Source organism: Halorarum sp. SLYT50, from assembly GCF_059821265.1.
Genome location: NZ_CM187555.1, coordinates 1,264,882 through 1,283,882, shown reverse-complemented (window position 1 = coordinate 1,283,882; position 19,001 = coordinate 1,264,882). Strand labels below are relative to the sequence as shown.

Genomic DNA, 19,001 nt, shown 5'->3' with positions numbered 1-19,001 from the left:
TCGTCGTGCCGCCCGCCGCCGGCCGCGGCGCGGGACCGGCGCTCCCGACGCACCGACACACGAATACGCTCGCGCGGTCTACCCCGCCGTGTGCCACAGCCGCGTCGCTCGACGGAGTCGCCCGACCGGTACGGCTTCGACGATACCCGCGACTACCTCGGGGCGGCCGTCGGCCGACTCCTGCCGTCGTGGGTCGCCCGCCGTGCCGTCGCCGTCACGGTGGCGACGGACGCGGCGCGCTACGCCCCCGGCGACCCGGTCCGAATCCGCGCGACGTTCCGGAACCGTCTCCCCCTCCCGATAGCGGTCGCGACGCCCACCCGCCGGGTGTGGGGGTGGTCGGTCGACGGCCACCTCGAGGCCGAGGACGTCCCCCGCCGGGAACCGGGCGGCGAGGGGTCGCTCTCCTTTCGCGCCCGCGAGCGGAAGACGTTCGAGTGGACGTGGAGCGGCCGAGTCAAGCGCGTCGAGGACGGGCGGGAGCGCTGGCGACCGCTCGCGCCCGGGGAGCACGAACTCCGCGCGTTCCTCGCCACCGCACGCGGGACGCCCGACGCGACGACGACCATCACGGTAGCCTGATACCGTCCACCCATCGCACTCCGGACACAACTCGGGTTCAGGGAACGTTTTTCACCGACTCGGGTGAACGGCGTCGCATGCGGACTCACACCCTCCGGCACTCCCCGTCGGCACGCTCGCAGTCCGACGACATCGACTCCCGTGCCGACTCTCCCGCTCGGGTGGTCGTCGGATGACGACCTGGCGGACGGCCGACCCGTCGGCCGCGCTGACCGACCCCGCCGACGCCGCGCCGCCCCGCGAGACGACGCTCGCGGACGCGCAGGGGGCGACGAACTTCGTCGTCTTCGACCCCGCGTGGCTCCCGGACGACTGCTCGGTCGCGGCGGTCACGCTCCGGCCCGAACAGTCGCCCGGCCGCCCCGCCGACGTGACCGCCGAGGACATCGGACAGACGCCGTGGAGCGACGGTAACCCCTGCAGCGTCCGGGTCGTCGTCGCGGGCGACGGCCGCACCCTCCGGTGCAAGCAGTTCCTCTACGACTGGGCGCCGCCGGCCGCGAGCGTCGCGCCGGTGTGGGAGACGTCCGACCCGGCGCCGGTCGACTCCGGCGACGCCGTCGGCTGGCTGGGGACCGACTACAAGGACAACCACGGCGCGTGCGTCCAGCGGGACCGGACCCAGATCGAACTCTCGGTCGTCGAGGGCGCGTTCGACGACGCGGAACTGACGCGCGTCCTCGACGGACTGACCCCCGCTGCCCCCGAGACGGCCCGGGAGGTTCGGGGCGTCCCGTTCCACCGGCTCAGTTACTGGACGCGCTACCGGTGTGAGCCGGTCAGCGTCCCGCACGGGCTGTGGGACCACAGTCCCACCCGGCCGTACCACGAGAGCAGGCCGCTCTCGCCCGTCGGACTGTGCCGCGAAGCGCCCGTGCCGCCGCTGACGCCGGCCGACGACGAGGCGTTCGTCCTCGACTCCGCCGTCGCGTTCCCCGAGGCCGACGCCGTCGAGTGCGTGTTCCGCCGCCGGGAGAACGGGAGCGACCACCTCTGGGTGACGGCGGCCGCCGCGGGGAGTCCGCTCGCGCCCGCCGTCCCGCCGACGGCGAGCGAGCAACCGGCCGAGACGCGCCGTACCGTCGACCTGCGCGGGACGAGCGTCCACTACGCGGCGCTGACCGAGCGGTGCGGCGCGTGGGAGGCGGTCTGGACGGAGGAGGGCGTCGCCTACGCCGCGTGGGCGGGAGCGTCACAACACCTCGACGGCGCCGGCTTCCGAGCGCTGGTCGACGGGCTGAACACCCCCTGACGGGGGGAGGAGTCCGGCTGGACCGCGACGCGACCCGGGTGCTCGGGTGGCCGCGTCAGTCGTCCGCGGTCGCCGACCCGGACGTACCGTCCGCTTCGGTCTCGTCCGCCTCGGGCACGCCCCGGTAGACCGACGTGCCGTCGCCGCGGTGGAGGTGGCAGGCTGCGTAGTGCTCCTCGACCCCGATTCGCGGCTCGACGACGTAACTCGGCACCTCGCGTGCGCAGACGCTCGGCTCGGAAAACGCGCTCAGCAGACGGTCGGCCGCCGCCTCCCACTCGTCCGCGAGTACCTCGTCGATTGCGGCGTCCACGATGCGGCCCGGCTCTCCCTCGGGGTAGGCGTCCGGGAAGAACTCGGCCTCTATCTCCTCGACGCGCGCCTCGCGGACGGCGTCGCCCGCCTCGGGTCCCTCCCCCCCCTCGGGGAACAGGTCGGCTTCGACCCCCTCCCGGTCCGGCAGTTCGAACGTCCGGCGGTCGACCGCGCGGGTGAACGTCCGCACCTCGTTCCACACCGGGTCGGGCATGTCGTACTCGTCGGGCTGAATCAGCTTCGGACAGCGGGTCCGGAACCGGCAGCCGGACGGCGGTTCGATGGGCGAAGGGACGTCCCCCTCTAGCACGCCGCGGGTACCGGTCGCGCGCGGGTCCGGGACCGGGATGGAACTCAACAGCGCCTCCGTGTACGGGTGCTGTGGGTTCTCGAACAGTTCCTCGGTCTCGGCGAGTTCGACCAGTTTCCCGAGGTACATCACGGCCACCCGGTCGGAGATGTGCCGGATGACGCTCAGGTCGTGCGCGATGAACAGGTAGGTCAGCCCGAACTCCTCCTGGAGGTCGCGCATCGTGTTCAGCACCTGCGCCTGAATCGACACGTCCAGCGCGGACACCGGTTCGTCGCAGACGATGAAGTCGGGGTTCACGGCGAGCGCCCGCGCGAGGTTGATGCGCTGGCGCTGGCCGCCGGAGAACTGGTGGGGGTAGCGGTTGTAGTGCTGGGGGTCCAGCCCCACCTTCTCCAGCAGTTCGCGCGCGCGCTCCTCGCGTCCGCCCTCGTACAGGCCGTGCGCCCGCATCGGCTCCTCGACGATGGGACCGACCTTCATCCGGGGGTCGAGGCTGGACTGGGGGTCCTGGAATATCATCTGCATGTCGCGGCGCTTCTCGCGCAGGTCCCCCCCCGACAGCGTCGCCAGGTCGTCGCCGTCGAAGTACACCGCCCCGTCCGTGGGGTCGAGCAGTCGGAGGACGGTCCGCGCGAGCGTCGACTTCCCGCAGCCCGACTCCCCCACCAGCCCGAGCGTCTCCCCCTCGCGGATGTCGAACGTCACGTCGTCGACGGCCCGCACCGGCGGCTTCGGGAAGAACGAGTCGAGCAGGCCGCTCGACTGGCTGAAGTGCTTCGTCAGCCCCTCCAGTCGCACCAGCGGTTCGGACTCGTCGGCGTCGGCGCGCTCACTCACCGCGCTCACCTCCGTCGGCGGCGTCGGCGGTTTCGGCGGTCCCGGCCACGTCGGGGGTTTCGCCGGCCTCGTCGCCCGCCCGGAGGTCCGAGAGCCCGCCGGCGAACGCGGCGGTCGCCTCGGTCTCCAGCGGGTCGCTGTCCCAGTACCCCTCGTCCTCGTACTTCAGACACGACACCAGGTGCGGGTCGCCGCTCGGCTCGCTCTCGTCGTGGTACGTGGGGTGAACCGCCGGACAGACCTCGCGCGCGTCCGGACACCGCGTGTGGAACCGACAGCCCGAGGGCGGGTTGATGGCCTCGGGCATCACGCCCGTGATGGGGTCGAGCGCCTCGACGGTCCGGTCCGGGCGCGGAATCGAGCGGAGCAGCGCCTCCGTGTACGGGTGTTTGGTGTCGTAGAACAGGTCGTCCACGTCCGCCTGCTCGATGACCTCGCCGAGGTACATCACGTTCACGCGGTCGCATATCTCCGCGACGACGCCCATGTCGTGGGTGACCCAGACGAACGCGGTGTCGTACTTCCGGCGGAGGTCCTCGACCAGTTCCAGGATCTGTCCCTCGACGGTGACGTCGAGCGCGGTGGTCGGCTCGTCGGCGATGATGAGTTTCGGCTCGCACGCGAGCGCCATCGCGATGAGCACCCGCTGGCGCATCCCGCCGGAGAACTGGTGTGGGTACTCGTCGTACCGCTTCTCGGGTTCGGGGATGCCCACCTCCCGGAGCATGTGAATCGCGATATCCTTCGCCTCGTCGCCGCCCACGTCCCGGTTGAGTTCGATGAACTCCCTGAGCTGTGAGCCGACCTTGAAGACGGGGTTGAGCGACTCCATCGGGTCCTGGAAGATGATGGCGATCTCCTTCCCGCGGACCTGGGTGCGCATCTCCCGCTGGGTGAGCATCTCGTCGGAGCGCTCCAGCCGGCCGTCGGGCGTCTCCACGATGTCGACCAGTTTCCGACCCTCGAACGTCACCGTCCCGTCGACGATGCGGCCCGGTTCCTCGACGAGGCGCATGATTGACTGGGCGGCGACGGACTTGCCGGCGCCGGACTCGCCGACGAGGCCGACGAGTTCCCCCTCGCGCACGTCGAAGCTCACCCCGTCGACGGCGCGGACGGTCCCCTCTTCGGTGAAGAACTGGGTCTTCAGGTTCTCGACTGTGAGTAGCGTGTCTGTCATTAGTTGTTGATCCGCGGGTCGAGCGCGTCGCGCAGGCCGTCGCCCAGCAGGTTGAACCCGACCACCGTCACGAGGATGGCCACCCCGGGCCAGATGCTGAACCACGGGTTCGGGAGCATGTAGTCGCGCGAGTTCGACAGCATCTGTCCCCACGAGGGCGTGGGCGGCTGTGCGCCGTAGCCGAGAAACGAGAGGCCGGCGACGATGAGGATGGAGACGCCCACCTGGAGCGTCGCCTGCACGAGCACGGGCGCGAAGCTGTTCGGGATGACGTGTCTGAGGATGATGCCGCTGTCGCGTACGCCGGCCGCGCGGGCGGCCTCGACGTAGTCCTCCTCGCGCACCGACAGCACGCGCGAGCGGATGAGCCGCGCGAACGTCGGGATGTTGGCGATGCCGACGCCGATCATGGCGAACGTGAGGCTGCGGCCGAACGCCACCATGAACACGATGACGAGCACGAGGAACGGGATGGCGTACAGCGTCTCCACCGCGCGCATCAGCCCGTCGTCGACGTAGCCGCCGTAGTAGCCCGCCACCGAGCCGACGAGCATCCCGACGGCCATCGCGATGCCCGTCGAGACGACGCCCACCGTGATGGCGATTCGGGTGCCGTAGAACAGCCTGACGAGCACGTCGCGCCCCCGGTGGTCGGTCCCGAGCGGGTGCGCCCACGTCCCCGGTTCGCCGGGGTACAACTCGTTCGTGAGGTACACCGGCGGCCGGAGGATGGGTGCGCCCGTCTCGGCGACGGGGCTGACCCAGACGGCGCTCGCGATGGCGTACTGGTCGATGCCCACCGCGGCGAACGCGTCGTACTGGCCGAGGTACTCGAAGACGATGCCGTCGACGAACGCCACGAACGCGACGAGCATCGCGGCCGCGATGATGACCAGCCCGGCGAGCGCCGTCGGGTCGCGCCGCACCTGCGAGAGGGTGTAGCGCCACCCGACTCGCGCCTCGGGCCGCTCCGCGCCGACGGCGCCCTCGCCGTCGTCCGCGTCGAAGGTGGTACTCGAACTGGATTCGTTTGTCGTTGCCATAGTCAGTCAGCGTCCTCGAAGGTGACGCGCGGGTCGATGTACGCGTAGGAGAGGTCGGTCAGGATGACGCCCACGACGAACACGAGTCCGAACACGAGCGTCGTCCCGACGACCAGCGCGAAGTCCTGGTTGTTGATGGCGGTGATGATGAGCCGGCCCATCCCGTTGATGGAGAACACCGTCTCGGTCAGCACCGCGCCGCCGATGGCGCTCGTGAGTTGGAGACCCAACAGCGTGATGAGCGGGAGCTGTGCGTTGCGGAACGCGTGCTTGCGGAGGATGGTCGTCTCGCGCACGCCGTACGCGCGGGCGAGCTTGACGTACTCCTCGCCGAGCACCTCCAGCATCGAGGAGCGCTCGATGCGCGTGAGAGCGGCCATCTGGAGCGTCCCGAGCGACAGCGTCGGCAACAGCAGGTGCCGCCCGGCGGCGACGAGCACGTCGAGCCGACTGGTCGCTCCCCGGACGCTCTCGGGGGGCGCCCACGGCATGACCAGGTTCGTCGCCGGCAGCACGTCGAGCTGGTACGCGAAGATGATGATGAGCATCAGTCCGATCCAGAACGACGGCGTCGAGACGCCGAGAAGCGCGACGACGCGCGAGACGTGGTCGGTCGGCTTGTTGCGCCGCTTGGCCGAGACGATGCCGAGCGGCACCGCCGCGACGATGGCGAACAGGAAGCTCGAGGCGAGCAGCAGCAGCGTCACCGGTAGCCGCTCCGCGATCTTCTGGGTCACCGGGACCTTGTAGTAGAAGCTCCGACCCAGGTCCAGGTGGAGCACGTCCCAGAGGTAGTTCAGGTACCGGACCCAGACGGGTTTGTCCAGCCCGTACTTCGCCCGGATGATGGCCTCCTGCTGGGCGCTCGGCGACGGGCCGAGCATGATGCTCACCGGGTCGCCCGGCATCGCCTCCATCAGGAAGTACGTGATGGTGGCGACGCCGACCAGCACCGGGATGGCCTGCAGGACCCGTCGGACCGTGTACTGTGCGCGGCCCATCTGTCACGGGGCTCCCGCGGGGGGGCGCGTCGAGTCAGTCGGTTTCGTATTCATTTCATGCTCGTGCTGAAACGCTGAACCCGGTTGGACGGGTGCCGTCACCCGTCACTGGGTGTTCTGCGACGTGGTGAGGTGGAACGAGTCCACCGGGTGGGCGAGGAAGGTGCCCACGTCGTTCCTCACGCCGAAGCTGTTCTTGAGGTTGTACGCGGGGATGTGCGCGCGGTCCTCCAGGATGGTCGTCACCGCCTCGGTGTACAGCGTGTTGCGCTCCTCCCGGGCGGCCGTCTGGCGCGCCTGGTTGATCTTCTCGGCGGCCTCCTTCCCGGCGTCGCTGTTGTCGCCGTAGAACGTACCGTTGGTGACGCCGAGGGTGTCCTCGGTCCGACCGAACATGTAGTAGGTGAACGAGTCGGGGTCCGGGACGCCCGACCAGCCCAGCGTGTACATGTTGTAGTCGTCCTCGCTCCCCGAGACGTACTGGTCGAGGAACGCGCCCCAGTCCAGCCGCTGGACGGTGACGTTCCGGAAACCGGCCTCCTTGAGGCCGTTCGACACGGTGATGCCGATCTGTTCGCGCTTGTCGTCCGGGGGGACGATGATGCGCCACGAGTAGTCGCGGGAGACGCCCGCCTCATCGAACAGCGCCGTCGCCTCGTCGATGTTCTTGTCGTGGGGAATCTGTGACCACTCGTCGACCGGGAACCCCCAGTCTTCGGCGACCGCCGCCGGGAACGGGCTGTACTGGCGCACGCCCGTCGGTTCGACGTAGTTCGACACCGCCTGGTCCATCGAGAAGGTGTAGTCGACCGCCTCGCGGACCAGCGGGTCGACCGTCGGCCCTTCCTTGCAGTTGAACGCGAGGTAGAAGTAGCCGATGCCGGGGACCTCCTCGATGCTCGCGTTCTCGATGCTCTCGACGGTGGAGTAGAGTTTCGGCGGAATCTCCTCGATGACGTCGTTCTCGCCGTTCCGGAGGGTGGTGACGCGGGTCGTCGCCTCCTCGACGGGCGTGAAGTGAAGCCGCTCGCGGGCCGGCTTCGGTTCGCCCCAGTAGTCGTCGTGGCGCACGAGGTCCGCGAAGTCGCCCTCCTGCCAGCTGTCGAACCGGTACGGCCCGGAGCCGACGGGGTTCGACGTGTTGAACGCCTCCTTGTCCTCCTCGCGGACGGCCATCGGGACGATGCTCCGGCCGGCGAGCGTGTTCATGAACGGCCCGTACGGGTACTTCAGGTCGAACTGGACCGTCGTCTCGTCCTGCACCGTGATCGAGTCGATCATGTTGACCTCCGAGGCGTTCTCCGTCTCCTCGGTCACGGGCGCCTCGAAGCTGTACTTCACGTCCTCGGCGGTGACGGGGTCGCCGTTGTGGAACGTGGCGTCGCCCGTCATCGTCACGACGTACTGGGTCGCGTCGTCGGACACCTCGGGTTCGCCGGTGGCGAGTTCGGGCACGATGCCCGTCGACTCGTCGTACGCGTACAGCCCCTCGAACATCTGCGAGGCCACCTGCGAGGACGGGACGTCGTTCAACACGACCGGGTCGAACTCGATGAAGCTCTTCACCAGGCCGATGTTGAGCGTCCCGCCCTGGCTGGGTTCGGCGGTCGACGTCTCCTCGGCCTCCGCCGTGGTGGCCTCGCCGGCCGCCTCCGTCGGCGTCTCCTCGGTCCCCTCGGTCTCCTCACCACCGCCGCCGCCAGCACACCCGGCGAGGACGACGGCGCCGGTCGCTCCGGCGCCCGCGATGAATCGTCGGCGGTTCATCCTGTCGAACACGTAGTCGATGTCTTCGTCTTTCATTGTCGTACCTGTACGTTGGTACTCCCTCTTGGTGACCTCCCGGATAAAAACGTGACGTTCCTGATTTCGCCGAAACAGGTGTTGTTGGGTGTTAGTGGGCTTCTAACGGAGGTTTTAGTACACGTAATATAGTAAATAAATGTACTGGAGGAGGCGGTATTCGTGGTCGGACCGGAACGCACAGGAGCGCCCGCCGCCCAGCCGTCCCATGCGCCAGTTCGTCGTCTGTGGACACGACGCTCCGACGACTCCCTCGTTCCCGCTGGACGACCTACCCGGGGGGGCGGGGCGTCTCGACCTGTTGTGCCGGTGTGTGAACGCGGGACTGTTCCTCTCGCACGGAATCCGCGGCGACAGCCGCGTGCACCTCGTGCTCGGGGACGAGTACACGGTGCGGTTCGACGGCGCGAGCGCGCGCGGACTCCACCCCGACGAGCGGAGCACGGCCGCCCGGGTGCGGGCGGCGCTCGAACGCCGCGCGGATGCCATCGGCCACATGCCCGCGGAGGTGAGCCCCGGCGTCGACCTGTTCCGGATGGGGCTCGCGGAGACGCTGTCGTCGCTCGACGGCACGCTCGTCCACCTCCACGAGGACGGCACGGCGGTGCGCGACCTCGACCCGCCGGCGGACCCGGTGTTCGTCCTCTCGGACCACCGCGACTTCACCGACGCGGAGGCGTCGCTGCTCGCCGACCGGGCGGACGAACGGGTCCGCCTCGGTTCCGAGGCCATCCACGCCGACCACGCCGTCGCCGTCGCGCACAACTACCTCGACACGCGCGGGTACACCGACTACTAGACACAGAGACGGCCGGACGACACGACGGTACGCGCGGCCGTCGCCGGGCCTTCCGGAAGCGTTAAAAGAACTCGTAGCCACGCTTTGGGTGCGGGCCGGTGGGGTAGCTTGGTATCCTTCGGCCTTCGGGTGGCCGTAACCGCAGTTCGAATCTGCGCCGGCCCACTTCTCCCGCACTCACCGACCGCGAGCGGCGCGTCGGCACACCGGCCGGCGCGTGCTGCGCGTCCGCTCGGGAACGGCCCCCGGACTTAGTTCCCTCGCGCGACGAGGGGCCGCATGGCCGACGGACTGCTGATATACGGGTCGTACGGCTACACGGGGAACCTCATCGCCCGGGCGGCGGTCGAACGGGGGCTCTCGCCCGTTCTCGCCGGGCGGCGCGCGGAACCGCTCGAGACGCAGGCGGCGGGGCTCGGACTCGACCACCGCGTGTTCACGCTGACACACCCGCGCGTGGTCGAACGGGAGGTGGCCGAGTTCGACGCGGTGTTGAACTGCGCCGGCCCGTTCTCGCGGACGGCCGACCAGTTGATAGCGGCGTGTCTGGAGACGGGGACGGACTACCTCGACATCGCGGGGCAGATAGACGTGCTGGAGTCCGTCGCCGCCCGCGACCGGGAGGCCGAACGGGCGGACGTGACCCTGCTCCCCGGCGTGGGGTTCGACGTGGTGCCGACGGACTGTCTGGCCGCGCACGTGGAGGCGCGCCTGCCGTCGGCGTCGCACCTCTCCATCGCCATCGACGGGCTGGGGACGTTCTCGCCGGGCACGCTCAAGTCCATCGTAGAGGGGTTATCGCGTCCGGGCGCGGTCCGCGAGAAGGGCGAGATTCGTGAGGTGCCGCCGGCGTGGAAGACCAGACGGGTCGACTTCGGCCACGGCGACAACCCGGCGGTGACCGTCCCGTGGGGGGACGTCTCGACCGCCTACTACACGACCGGGATTCCGAACATCGAGACGTACGCCACCGTCCCCGAGTACGCGGCCGACGTGATGCGCCGGACCGACAGCCTCGTCCCCCTGCTCGGGTCGCGCCCGGTCCAGCGGGCGCTCGAAGCACTCATCGACGCGGTCGTCTCCGGCCCGACGGCGGAGGAGCGCGCCGGGAGCGTGGCCCGGGTGTGGGCGGAGGCGTCCACCGACGAGGGCGACCGGGTCGCGTCCCGGCTCCGGACCCCGGACACGTACGACGTGACCGCCGAGACGGCGGCCGAGTCGGCTCGACGGGTGCTCGACGGCGCCGTCGCGTCGGGCTTCCAGACGCCCGCCTCGGCGTTCGGTCCCGACTACGTGCTCGCGTTCGACGGCGTCGAGCGGACGGACGTGGACGGCGCGTCGGGGTCCGCCGCAGACGGCGGGTCGTCGGTCGGACCCCGGGACTGACCGCCGCCGGTCACACCCGCAGGCGCACCGTGTTCTCGCCGATGGTCGACACGTACCGCCGCTCGAGTTCGTGGACCTCCCGGTTCACGACGCCGCTCCACCCCAACTGGTCGAGGACGTCGGGGTCGGCGTCGGGGCCGACTTCGACGTAGAGCGCCCCGTCGCGCACCTCGTCGACGGTGCCGACCCGGTTGCCGGTCTGTGCGACCACCTGCTTCCCGACGTGGTCGTCGGCGTCGGACGTCATACGACGGTCGTTCTCGCGCCCGCGTGTAGAGGTTGCGGCCGGCTATCGCGCGCACCGCGACCCGGAGAGCGCGCCCGGGGTGCCGGGTAGCTCTCGCCACCCGGCCGGCCGGTTCACTTTCAAGTGGTACCGTCGAACGGCGAGTGTGCCATCGGTTTCGTCGGTCACGAGCGGGGCGAAGCGCATCTTCACGGAGTTCTCCGAGAAGAACGTGACGTTCATGGCGGGGGGTATCGCGTACAACGCCCTCGTCTCGCTCGCTCCGATGCTCCTGCTGCTCCTGCTCGTCGTCTCGACGATGGGAGGCGGTCTCGAAGCGCGCATCGTCGCCGTCGCGGGCGAGTGGCTCCCCGGCCCCATCGCCGACGTGGTCGAGCGGATGTTCCGGGACGACTCCTCGGCGACCGGCGCCTCGTTCGTCGGACTGGTGGTGCTGCTGTGGGGGACGCTCAAGATATTCCGGAGCCTCGACACGGCGTTCTCTGAGATTTATGAGAGCGAGGAGGAGAACTCGTTCCTCGACCAAGTGACGGACGGACTCGTCGTCCTCGTCGCGCTCGTCGTCGCCCTCGTGGCCACGGTCGGCGCCACCGCGGGGTTCTCGGTGCTCGCCGACACCGTTCCGTTCGTCGGGGTGTTGTTCCCGCTCGTCCTCGTGGTCGGGCTCGTGCTCGCGTTCCTACCGATGTACTACCGGTTCCCCGACGCCGACGTGAGCCTCCACGACGTGTGGCCGGGAGCGGCCTTCGCCGCGGTCGGGTGGGCGGCGCTCCAGGGGCTGTTTCAGGTGTACCTCGTGTTCAAAGACCCGGGTGCGGACAGCTTCTTCGGGGGCGTGCTCGTCGTCGTCACCTACCTCTACTTCTCCGGACTCGTGCTCCTGCTCGGCGCGGTGCTCAACGCGGTGCGCGGCGGCCACTCGTCGGGCGCTCCGGGCGGCGTCGGACGGGGGGCGGGCGGCGTCGACACCGCTCGCGAGGAGTCGCTCGACGGCGAGGCGCTCGCGTCGTACCTCGACGGACTCCGGGAGGACCTCACCGGTCGGTACGACGGGATGCGACCGACTGCGACCACCGACGGCACGACCACCCGCCGGCGACTCCCGGACGAAGTAGACGTGGTCGAACGGACCGAGACCGACGGTGACGAGACCCGACGGACGGTGACGCTCCGGTGGCGGACCCCGTCCGAGTCGGACGACTAATCGGACGAACCGACTCGACGAGCAGCCGGACCGCGCACGCCCCGTCGGTCACTCCGCCCGCCGTTCGACGACGTCCTCGCCGTTCCCTCTCGTCGGGGCGGCGATGACGACCTGACCCGGGATGACGGTCACCTCGCAGTCGTCGACACTGAACGTGACCTTCCCGTCCACGCGCGGCTGGTCGCCGGTGAGCGAGGCGGCGCACGCGTCGAGACGGTCGGGGTCGACGCGGGTAGCGAGCGGGTCGATGTCGATGGGCGACACCCCGCGCACCTCGGCGAGCGCGAGAGCGAGTTCGACCACCAGGTCGTCGTCCGGTTCGTAGTCGAAGCGGTACACGCCGACGTCCTCGTCGTACCACAAACTGTCGACAGATCGGTGTCTTTCGTGCATCGTTTCTCGGTTTCCTCCGTTGCCGGTAGAGGGGCTTGCACGACTGTTCGTCTCTGTATTAAAAAATCACTCGATGATTATTGCAAAAAATGGGACGGCAGCCAGTTCTGGGAATATTCCCACGGCTGGGAATCGAGTGGGCGACGACGGCCGAACGAACGGCTACGCGGCCGCCGAGTTCGCCCGGACGGCGTGGCGTGTTCACTCGAAGGCCAAACGCGCTCAGAACAGGGTCACGTACTCCGCTTCGGCCGCGTACCGGTCGAACAGGTCCGCCCCCCACTCGACCGCTTCCTCGCCGTAGAGTTCGACGAACGCGTGCGAGACGCCCGCGTCGTCGTGAGCGGTCAGTCCGACGGCCCGGTCGAAGACGAACAGTTCGAACGGGCAGCAGTCGTGCGCCCGAACCGACAGCCCCCCGGACGCGGCCGCTTCGCGCGACTCGGACCCGTACTCGGAGAACAGCCTGTCGACCACGGCCCGGTCGAAGATCGCGTCGATGTCGGCCCCCGACTTCGCGCTCCGCACGCAGAGGTCGACGTACAGCGGGGAGACCACGGTCGAGAACGTCCGCATCGAGTCGGCATCCCGAATCAGGTCGATGACGCGCTTGACGGTGAAGTGTGCCTGCCCCGACGGCGGGTCGACCACGTTCGCGTCCGCGAGCAGGTGGAGCGGGACGTCGACCTCGTCGAGGTCGGCGTCGCGGAAGAACGACTCCGCGCGCCCGACCGCGCAGAGTTCCCGACGGAGCGCCGTCACCTCCGCCTCGACCACCGACCCCATCGCGGTGAGTTCGTATCCCGCCTCCTCCCGGGTGACGATACCGAGGTCACTCAGTCGGTCGAGCACCCGGTGGACGGTGGAGCGGGACGACTCGAGGTCGCGTTCGAGGTCCCCCGAGCCGGCCGGTCCGTCCGCCAGCCGTTCCAGCATCGCGGCGCGCTTCACCAGTTCGGCGACGTCGTCGTCGTCCACGGGAGCGTCACCTCCGGACTGGTCGGTCGGTCGGTCGAGTCGAAGCTGTCATCGTGTGACCCGGAGTGCTCTCTCACTCAGTCGCCGTCTGCCTCGACGGCCTCGACCTCCGGTTCGATGTCGTCCGCCGACAGCGAGAGGCCGTGTCGGGCCTCGGCGTGCGTCTGGACGAGTCGGACGACCTCCTCGCGCGAGTCCGCCCGGACCACGAAGTTACACCCCTCCTGGTAGCACTCGAATTCGACCGGCATCTCGACAAACATTCCGAGCATGCGCTGATAAATACTACGGCAGTACGCGAGCCAGCAAGTGACCGAAACACGACGAGGCTCGCGGTTCGGGCGAAGCGGAACCCACAAGGGACCGCCGACACACCCTCCGGTCGGAACTGCCGACATGGCTCACTCGGAGCGACTCATCGTGGTGTGCGGGCTGCCGGGGACGGGGAAGACGACCGTCGCGGAGGAGATCGCGGGGCGGGTCGACGCCGACCTCCTCCGTACCGACGTCGTCCGCAAGGAGGTCGTCTCGACCCCCGAGTACACGGACGCGGAGACGCGGCGCGTCTACCGGGAACTCCTCGACCGGGCGGAACGGAGGCTCGCCGCCGGGCGGTCGGTCGTCCTCGACGGGACGTTTCGGGAGGCCAGCCTCCGCGACCGTGCCCGGGAGACGGCGACGGCAGCGGCAGCCGAGTTCGAGGTGGTGCGAGTCGAGTGTGAGGAGGCGGTCGTCCGCGAGCGTATCGCCGCCCGCGAGGGCGACGCGAGCGACGCCGACTTCGACGTCTACCGCCTCCTCCGCGACCAGTTCGAACCGGTGTCGGACCCCGGTCTCACGGTCGACAACTCCGGAGACCTCGCGACCCTCCGGAAGCGCCTCGACGAGCGGTTCTGACCCCGGGGCCCGGCGCGTCGTCGGTCGGTCGACGCGACCGACGCGGCAATAAGATTCAATACAGACTCCTGTGTATGGAAGCCCATGACAGGGAAGGGGGAGGCGCCCGCGCTCCAGACGGCGCTCGAAGGCGCACTCGACACCGCACAGGACACGGACACGCGATACTACATCCGGACGGCGCTCCAGTTGTACGCGGCCGAGCGGCGCTGACGCGCTCGTCGGGACGAGACCGAACCTTTTTGCTCGCCAGACGACTCCGCTCGGTCGATGACCGCCAGCCGCGGCCGCCGCCTCGCACTCGCCGGCGTCCTCCTCTTCGTCGTGACCGTCGGGGCGAGCGCGGTCCTCGCGACCCCCGCTCCCGCCGCGGGACAGTCGGCCGGGAACGACACGGACGGACGCCAGACGCTCGTCGGCTCGCAGGGCGGCGGCCCGGGCTGGCACCAGTACGGCAGCGTCTACCTCGTCGACGGGAGCGACGTGGCGTGGACGGAGGACTCCGCCGACAGCTACTTCGACGTCCAGCGACTCGAGGACGGCCGGGTTCTCGCGGGGTTCATGGACGGCGGGTACGAGGACTGCGGGCCGTACGACGCGCCGTGCGCTCACACCGGCTTCCGCATCATCGACCCGGACGCCGAGGGCGGTCCGACCGTCGTCGAGGAGTACGGTTTCCCCGTCCGAACGGAGTTGAACAGCGAGATTCACGACGCGGAACCCCTACCCGGCGGCGGGTACGTGATGACCGACATGGACGCCGAGCGACTCGTCGTCATCGAGGACGGCGAGGTGGTCTGGTCGTGGAACGCCTCCTCCGTGTACGACGCGCCCGCGGACCCGACCACGACCGACTGGCTCCACATCAACGACGTGGACCGTATCGGGGACGACCGCTTCCTCGTCTCGGTCCGCAACGCGAACCAGCTCGTCGTCGTCGAGCGGACCGACGACGGTGGGAGCGAGGTGGTCGAGTTCGTCAACGCCGACGACGGCGGGAGCGACGCCTCCTGTACCGGGAACGGACAGCTCCGCGACACCGACGGCGACGGCGACGTTCGCTGCGGCGACCCCGCCGTGTTGAACCACCAGCACAACCCCCAGTGGCTCGGCGACGGCGCGGTGCTCGTGGCCGACTCCGACAACGACCGCGTGGTCGAACTCCACCGCACCGAGGGGGGCGACTGGGAGGTGGCGTGGGTGCGCACCTCGGCGGGCGGGCAGGAGTTCCGCTGGCCGCGCGACGCCGACCGCCTGCCGAACGGCCACACCCTCGTGACGGACACGCTGAACAAGCGCATCGTCGAACTCGACGAGAACGGGACCGTTGTCTGGAGCTACCGGACCGAGCGTATCCCGTACGAGGCGGACCGCGTCCCCCGGGAACTGACCGGTGGGCAGGACGCCGACCTCCCCCGTGCGACCGCGGGCGGGTCGGCCGGGGAAACGGGAGCGACGCCGGAGTCGGGCGTGCCCGGCCTGTCGACGCTGGTGGTCGGACTCCGCGCCGCCGCGCCGTGGATACCCGTCTGGTTCGCCGAAACCCAGATCGGACTGACGCTGGTCTCGCTCGCGCTCGTCGTCGCCGGCGCTGTCGTTACGGCCCGGGAGCGGCTGTAGTCTCCCGCGTCCGGGGGCGCCCCCGGCCGGGTCACTCGGCTCGTCCGGTCGACTTTTCTCGCCGCGGGCTGACTCCGGCGCATGGACGACAGCGACGCGGCCGGCGACCCCGACGGCCTGGCGTGGGAGACGCTCGACACCGAACGCGAGTACTCCTGTCCGGGGTTCGACGTCCGGCGCGACGACGTTCGCCTCCCGGACGGCGAAGAGACGGCGTACCACTACGTCGAGGAACCACCGGCGGTCGTCGTCATGCCGTTCACGCCCGAGGGTGCGGTCGTCCTCATCGAGGAGTGGCGGCAGGCGGTCGGTCGCGTCAACCGGGGACTTCCAGCGGGGTCCGTCGAGGGCGACGACGCGGACCTCGCGGCGGCCGCGCGCCGGGAACTCCGCGAGGAGACCGGCTACGAGGCGGACACGCTGGAGCGCCTCGTCACGGTCGAACCGAGCAACGGCATCGCCGACTCCGTCCACCACCACTTCATCGCGCGCGGGTGCACGCCGACGGCCGAGACGGCGTTCGACGCGGACGAGAGCATCCGGCCGTTCACCGCGGAGTACGAGACGTTCCGCGACGCGGTCTGCTCGGGAGATGTCCGGGACGGCCGCGCGGTGCTCGCCGTCTCCCACTACGAGGCGAACGGCGCGTCGCCGACCGGGCCGTAGTCGTCCCCCGGCGGGTGAGAAGCGTCTTGACACCGGGGGCCTACGTGGCGGTATGAGCACGCACGCATCGCGGCTCCGCACCCTCGGCGCCGGGTACGGACTCGGACTGGGCGGCGCAGTCCTCGCGCTCGTCCTCTCGCTGTCGGCGGTCCTCCTCCTCGGTCTCCTCGGCGTCACGTCGCTGTCCGCGCGGCTCGGCGTCCTGTTCGTGTTCGGCCAGTACCTCCCGTTCATGGGGTTCCCGCTGGCGTACTTCCGCTGGCGGGGACTCGACTGGGCGGCCATCCGCCGCTACCTCGGCGTCCGGGTCCCGACGCTGAGGGAACTGGGGGTGGTCGTCGCCGGCCTGTTCGCCGTGTTCGCGCTCGCGCTCGGCATCTCGGTGCTCGTGACGCAGGTGCTCGGGCTGGAGGCGGCGAGCAACTCCTCCGCCGAGGTGGCCCGCGACGTGCCGCGGCTCATCCCGCTGTTCGTCGTCGCGTCCCTCCTCGTCATCGGCCCGTGCGAGGAGATGCTGTTCCGCGGGACGGTCCAGAGCCGCCTGCGCGAGTCGTTCTCCGCGCCGACGGCCATCACGCTCACCGCGGTGTTGTTCGCCGCCATCCACGTCACCGCCCTCACCGGCGGCATCGGCGCCCGACTCACCACTATCGTCATCCTGCTAGTCCCGAGTTTCGTCTTCGGGGCGGTGTACGAGTACACGGACAACCTCGTCGTGCCGACGCTCATCCACGGGCTCTGGAACGCGTTCATCTTCACGACCATCTGGCTCACGGTGACGTACGGCGACGAACTCGGCTCGGGCGAGGCGGCCTCCGTCCTCGGTCTCGGTCTCCTCCCGGTCGGCCTCTGAGGCCGACGCGGTCGGTCGACCCGCTCGCGTCCGGCCGTGTGCTCGACACGTGACGCGCACCCGCCGCCCGCCGCGCGACCGCAACCCCTTCCCGTACCCGCCGCACACGCCGACGCATGCGCGAGCAGTTCGAGGTCCGGGCACACGACGCGGCCGGCCGCATCGGGGAGTTGACGGTCCCCCGCGCGGGCGTCACCGTCGAGACGCCCGCGCTCCTCCCCGTCGTCAACCCGAACATCCTCACCGTCGAGCCGTCGCGGCTCGGCTCCGAGTTCGGCGCGGAGATCCTCATCACGAACTCCTACATCATCCGGAACGACGAGACCCTGCGCGAGCGGGCGGAACGCGAGGGACTCCACGAGATGCTCGGCTTCGGCGGGGCCGTCATGACCGACTCCGGCTCGTTTCAACTGGCCGAGTACGGCGAGATATCGGTCACGACCCGAGAGATACTGGAGTTCCAGCGCGACGTCGGGAGCGACATCGGGACGCCCGTCGACATCCCGACGCCGCCGGACGCGAGCCGCGAGCGGGCGGAGGCGGACCTCGACACCACCGCGGAGGCGCTCGCGGACGCGGCGGCCGTCGAGACGGGCGACATGCTCGTGAACGCGCCCGTCCAGGGGAGCACGTATCCCGACCTGCGCGAGCGTGCCGGTCGGGCGGCGGCGGCGACCGACCTCGACGTGTTCCCGGTGGGTGCGGTCGTCCCGCTGATGAACGCCTACCGCTACGACGACGTGGTCGACGCGGTGGCCGCGGCCAAACGGGGGCTCGACGCCGACTGCCCCGTCCACCTGTTCGGCGCGGGTCACCCGATGATGTTCGCGCTCGCCGTCGCGCTCGGCTGCGACCTGTTCGACTCGGCCGCCTACGCGCTGTACGCCCGCGACGGCCGGTACCTCACCGTCTCGGGGACCGAGCACCTCTCGGACCTCGACTACCTCCCGTGTTCGTGCCCCGTCTGTCACGAGCACTCGCCCGACGCGCTCCGCGCCGCGGAGGGAGCGCGGTTCGAGCGCCTGCTCGCCGAGCACAACCTCCACGTCACGTTCGAGGAACTCCGGCGGGTGAAGCAGGCCATCCGCGACGGCGACCTGCTCGAACTCGTCGAGAAGCGCGCCCGCGGCCACCCGGCGATGCTCGACGGCTACCGGGCGCTCCTCGACCACGGCGCCCAGCTAGAGCGGTCGGACCGCGCGAGCAAGGGGGCGTTCTTCGCGCTCTCGCACGAGTCCGCCCGCCGACCCGAAGTCGGGAGACACCACGACCGACTGCGCCGCCTGTCGGTCCCCGACCGCCTACTCTGCTCGGAGTACGGCGCGCCTTCGGAGCACGAGTACGACGCCGTCTGGCGGGTCGTTCCGCCGTTCGGCCCGTTCCCGCGCGCACTCTCGGAGACGTACCCGCTCACGGCGGAGACCCCGGGACGGACGGACGAGGCGGCCGAACGCGCCGCCGCGGACGGCGTGCGAGCGCTCGCCGAAGCGAACCCCGCGACGGACGTCACGCTCGCGCACGACGGCTGGAGAGCCGACGCACTGGCGCGCCTCCCCGACTCGGTGACGACGGAGGACCTCTCCGGACTGGGGGGTGCTGGCGCGACCGACGGTCGTCGGGAGTGAGCGAGAA

Annotated in this window: 20 protein-coding genes and 1 tRNA gene; 12 read left to right on the top strand and 9 right to left on the bottom strand. The window is 70.1% G+C overall.

Annotated elements, in window-relative coordinates; translation table 11 throughout:
* Window positions 1–90 precede the first annotated feature (90 nt).
* Both AC6RUA_RS06815 and AC6RUA_RS06810 read left to right on the top strand, forming a co-directional pair.
* Window positions 91–582 carry a DUF7974 family protein gene (locus AC6RUA_RS06815; protein ID WP_499815180.1) on the top strand — a complete coding sequence of 164 codons (492 nt, stop codon included), beginning with the start codon at window positions 91–93 and terminating at the stop codon, window positions 580–582.
* Between the two features lie 172 nt (window positions 583–754).
* A complete protein-coding gene (locus AC6RUA_RS06810; protein WP_499815179.1) occupies window positions 755–1,834 on the top strand; it encodes a hypothetical protein in 1,080 nt (359 codons plus the stop codon).
* Between the two features lie 55 nt (window positions 1,835–1,889).
* Here the strand turns inward: AC6RUA_RS06810 and AC6RUA_RS06805 are convergent, their stop codons facing one another.
* The 5 genes from AC6RUA_RS06805 to AC6RUA_RS06785 form a co-directional block, all read right to left on the bottom strand.
* Window positions 1,890–3,299, bottom strand: coding sequence for an ABC transporter ATP-binding protein (locus AC6RUA_RS06805; RefSeq protein ID WP_499815178.1), 1,410 nt, complete (start codon window positions 3,297–3,299; stop codon window positions 1,890–1,892).
* The gene (locus tag AC6RUA_RS06800) at window positions 3,292–4,479 is read right to left on the bottom strand and encodes an ABC transporter ATP-binding protein (RefSeq protein ID WP_499815177.1); all 1,188 of its coding nucleotides are present in this window, start codon (window positions 4,477–4,479) and stop codon (window positions 3,292–3,294) included. The genes AC6RUA_RS06805 and AC6RUA_RS06800 overlap by 8 nt, the downstream gene beginning before the upstream one ends.
* Entirely contained in the window at window positions 4,479–5,522 is a 1,044-nt protein-coding gene (locus AC6RUA_RS06795) for an ABC transporter permease (protein WP_499815176.1), read from the bottom strand. The genes AC6RUA_RS06800 and AC6RUA_RS06795 overlap by 1 nt, the downstream gene beginning before the upstream one ends.
* Window positions 5,523–5,524: 2 nt before the next feature.
* Entirely contained in the window at window positions 5,525–6,523 is a 999-nt protein-coding gene (locus tag AC6RUA_RS06790; protein WP_499815175.1) for an ABC transporter permease, read from the bottom strand.
* Window positions 6,524–6,628: 105 nt separating this feature from the next.
* Window positions 6,629–8,326 carry an ABC transporter substrate-binding protein gene (locus tag AC6RUA_RS06785; protein WP_499815174.1) on the bottom strand — a complete coding sequence of 566 codons (1,698 nt, stop codon included), beginning with the start codon at window positions 8,324–8,326 and terminating at the stop codon, window positions 6,629–6,631.
* Window positions 8,327–8,534: 208 nt separating this feature from the next.
* On the opposite strand from AC6RUA_RS06785, the gene trmY reads away from it, so the two are divergent.
* The 3 genes from trmY to AC6RUA_RS06770 all read left to right on the top strand — a co-directional run bounded on the left by trmY (window position 8,535) and on the right by AC6RUA_RS06770 (window position 10,511).
* Window positions 8,535–9,125, top strand: a complete 591-nt coding sequence (gene trmY / locus AC6RUA_RS06780; RefSeq protein WP_499815173.1) for a tRNA (pseudouridine(54)-N(1))-methyltransferase TrmY — start codon at window positions 8,535–8,537, stop codon at window positions 9,123–9,125.
* Window positions 9,126–9,217: 92 nt separating this feature from the next.
* Window positions 9,218–9,290: transfer RNA gene (locus AC6RUA_RS06775), tRNA-Pro, on the top strand.
* A gap of 114 nt (window positions 9,291–9,404) precedes the next feature.
* A complete protein-coding gene (locus AC6RUA_RS06770) occupies window positions 9,405–10,511 on the top strand; it encodes a saccharopine dehydrogenase family protein (protein WP_499815172.1) in 1,107 nt (368 codons plus the stop codon).
* A gap of 10 nt (window positions 10,512–10,521) precedes the next feature.
* Here AC6RUA_RS06770 and AC6RUA_RS06765 read toward each other — a convergent pair whose 3' ends face one another.
* A complete protein-coding gene (locus tag AC6RUA_RS06765; protein WP_499815171.1) occupies window positions 10,522–10,758 on the bottom strand; it encodes a DUF8593 domain-containing protein in 237 nt (78 codons plus the stop codon).
* A gap of 145 nt (window positions 10,759–10,903) precedes the next feature.
* Between AC6RUA_RS06765 and AC6RUA_RS06760 the strand changes: the two genes are divergently transcribed.
* Entirely contained in the window at window positions 10,904–11,962 is a 1,059-nt protein-coding gene (locus tag AC6RUA_RS06760) for a YihY/virulence factor BrkB family protein (RefSeq protein WP_499815170.1), read from the top strand.
* Window positions 11,963–12,010: 48 nt separating this feature from the next.
* Here the strand turns inward: AC6RUA_RS06760 and AC6RUA_RS06755 are convergent, their stop codons facing one another.
* From AC6RUA_RS06755 to AC6RUA_RS06745, 3 genes are all read right to left on the bottom strand, one after another.
* Window positions 12,011–12,301 (bottom strand): HalOD1 output domain-containing protein, encoded by a 291-nt coding sequence (locus AC6RUA_RS06755; RefSeq protein WP_499815169.1) that lies wholly within the window; start codon window positions 12,299–12,301, stop codon window positions 12,011–12,013.
* Window positions 12,302–12,577: 276 nt separating this feature from the next.
* A complete protein-coding gene (locus tag AC6RUA_RS06750) occupies window positions 12,578–13,333 on the bottom strand; it encodes a helix-turn-helix transcriptional regulator (RefSeq protein WP_499815168.1) in 756 nt (251 codons plus the stop codon).
* A gap of 77 nt (window positions 13,334–13,410) precedes the next feature.
* Entirely contained in the window at window positions 13,411–13,584 is a 174-nt protein-coding gene (locus AC6RUA_RS06745) for a DUF1059 domain-containing protein (RefSeq protein WP_499815167.1), read from the bottom strand.
* A gap of 145 nt (window positions 13,585–13,729) precedes the next feature.
* Between AC6RUA_RS06745 and AC6RUA_RS06740 the strand changes: the two genes are divergently transcribed.
* From AC6RUA_RS06740 to tgtA, 6 genes are all read left to right on the top strand, one after another.
* Window positions 13,730–14,230 (top strand): P-loop nucleotide/nucleoside kinase family protein, encoded by a 501-nt coding sequence (locus tag AC6RUA_RS06740; protein WP_499815166.1) that lies wholly within the window; start codon window positions 13,730–13,732, stop codon window positions 14,228–14,230.
* Window positions 14,231–14,314: 84 nt separating this feature from the next.
* Window positions 14,315–14,443 (top strand): hypothetical protein, encoded by a 129-nt coding sequence (locus AC6RUA_RS06735; protein WP_499815165.1) that lies wholly within the window; start codon window positions 14,315–14,317, stop codon window positions 14,441–14,443.
* Between the two features lie 57 nt (window positions 14,444–14,500).
* Complete coding sequence (locus tag AC6RUA_RS06730) at window positions 14,501–15,850, top strand: arylsulfotransferase family protein (protein WP_499815164.1); 1,350 nt, start codon at window positions 14,501–14,503, stop codon at window positions 15,848–15,850.
* Window positions 15,851–15,931: 81 nt separating this feature from the next.
* Entirely contained in the window at window positions 15,932–16,516 is a 585-nt protein-coding gene (locus AC6RUA_RS06725; RefSeq protein ID WP_499815163.1) for an NUDIX hydrolase, read from the top strand.
* A 52-nt stretch (window positions 16,517–16,568) separates the two neighbouring features.
* On the top strand, window positions 16,569–17,369 hold the full coding sequence (locus tag AC6RUA_RS06720) for a CPBP family intramembrane glutamic endopeptidase (RefSeq protein WP_499815162.1): 801 nt from the start codon (window positions 16,569–16,571) through the stop codon (window positions 17,367–17,369).
* Between the two features lie 116 nt (window positions 17,370–17,485).
* On the top strand, window positions 17,486–18,994 hold the full coding sequence (gene tgtA, locus AC6RUA_RS06715) for a tRNA guanosine(15) transglycosylase TgtA (protein ID WP_499815161.1): 1,509 nt from the start codon (window positions 17,486–17,488) through the stop codon (window positions 18,992–18,994).
* Window positions 18,995–19,001 lie beyond the last annotated feature (7 nt).